This window comes from Micromonospora cabrerizensis (assembly GCF_022230955.1).
In the GTDB taxonomy this organism is placed as follows: domain Bacteria; phylum Actinomycetota; class Actinomycetes; order Mycobacteriales; family Micromonosporaceae; genus Micromonospora; species Micromonospora cabrerizensis.
The window spans coordinates 1-1,184 of record NZ_JAKKFI010000108.1; the positions used below are offsets into that span (position 1 = coordinate 1).

Below are 1,184 nucleotides of genomic sequence, written 5' to 3' on the forward strand. Positions count from 1 at the left end.
AATACTCTCCCGGCCAACAACTGCCGTCGGTCTCCGAGATCGGGGAGCTGTACAACGTGGCGCGTTCCACGGCGTACAGAGCCGTCAAGGAGCTGCACGAGCGGAACCTGATTTACGGTCAGCAGGGGCAGGGCGTCTTCGTCGCCGACAGCTAGATGTACTGACCCGTGAGGTTGGGGACGCGGCTGGCGGGTGGTAGGCCGTTGAGTGCGGTGTGTCCGCGGTGGTGATTGTAGGAGTGGATCCAGCCGGGGAGGGCTTGTCGGCGTTCGGTCTCGCTGGTGTAGGGCCGTGCGTAGGCCCATTCGTCGAGCAGGGTGCGGTTGAAGCGTTCGACTTTGCCGTTGGTCTGGGGTCGGTAGGGCCGTGTGCGCTTGTGGGTGATCCTGGCGTGGGCGAGGGTGTCGCGCCAGAGATGGGAGCGGTAGCAGGCGCCGTTGTCGGTGAGGACGCGTTTGACGGTGATGCCGGCGTTGGTGAAGAACGCTTGGGCGCGTTGCCAGAACGCCGCGGCGCTCTCGCGGGTCTCGTCGGGCAGGATTTCGGTGTAGGCGAGCCGGGAGTGGTCGTCCACGGCGTTGTGCAGGTATTGGTAGCCGAGGTTTGGTCGGTTGGTCAGTTTGCGGGGGCGGGTCGGATCGCGATGGGCTGAACGGTTGCGGATGCCGTCGGCGCGGCCGTGGACGCGGTGGCCCCCGCCGTCAGGGATGTTGCCGAGTTTCTTGATGTCGACGTGGACCAGGTCGCCGGGGGCGTCGTGCTCGTAGCGGCGCACGTTGCGGCCGGTGGCCCGGTCCAGATGTGTCAGACGGGCCAGCCGGTAACGGGTCAGGACTCGGTGCACGGTGGCCGGGTTCAGCCCGAGCAGATAAGCGATGCGTGATGGTCCCCATCGGCGCAGAATCCGCACTTTGATGATGCGTCGTTCGGTGCGCGTCGGGGTCTGTGTCGGGCTGTGGTGCGGGCGTGAGGGTCGGTCAGCCATCCCTGCAACGCCCTCGACGCGATAACGGTCGGCCCACCGTTTCGCGGTGGTAGGGCTGACCTGGAACCGTTCCGCAGCCCGGCGCAGCGGCCAGTCGTCGTCAACGACACAGCGAGCCAGCCGCAGCCGGCCGGTCTCGGACAAGGGTGCATTACGGTGGGGCATGAGGGCCTCCGCTGGTTCGGGGTAGGACGGGGCA

The 1,184-nt window shown here is 66.9% G+C and carries 2 protein-coding genes; one reads left to right on the plus strand and one right to left on the minus strand.

The features are described 5' to 3' along the window. Window positions 1–155, plus strand: a 155-nt coding sequence (locus tag LADH09A_RS32155; RefSeq protein ID WP_372492367.1) for a GntR family transcriptional regulator, incomplete at its 5' end; no start/stop codon positions are given. Here the strand turns inward: LADH09A_RS32155 and LADH09A_RS28435 are convergent. Further along, window positions 152–1,150 (minus strand): IS481 family transposase, encoded by a 999-nt coding sequence (locus LADH09A_RS28435; RefSeq protein WP_238648760.1) that lies wholly within the window; start codon window positions 1,148–1,150, stop codon window positions 152–154. The two genes, LADH09A_RS32155 and LADH09A_RS28435, sit on opposite strands and share 4 nt — an antisense overlap. Between the last annotated feature and the right edge of the window lie 34 nt (window positions 1,151–1,184).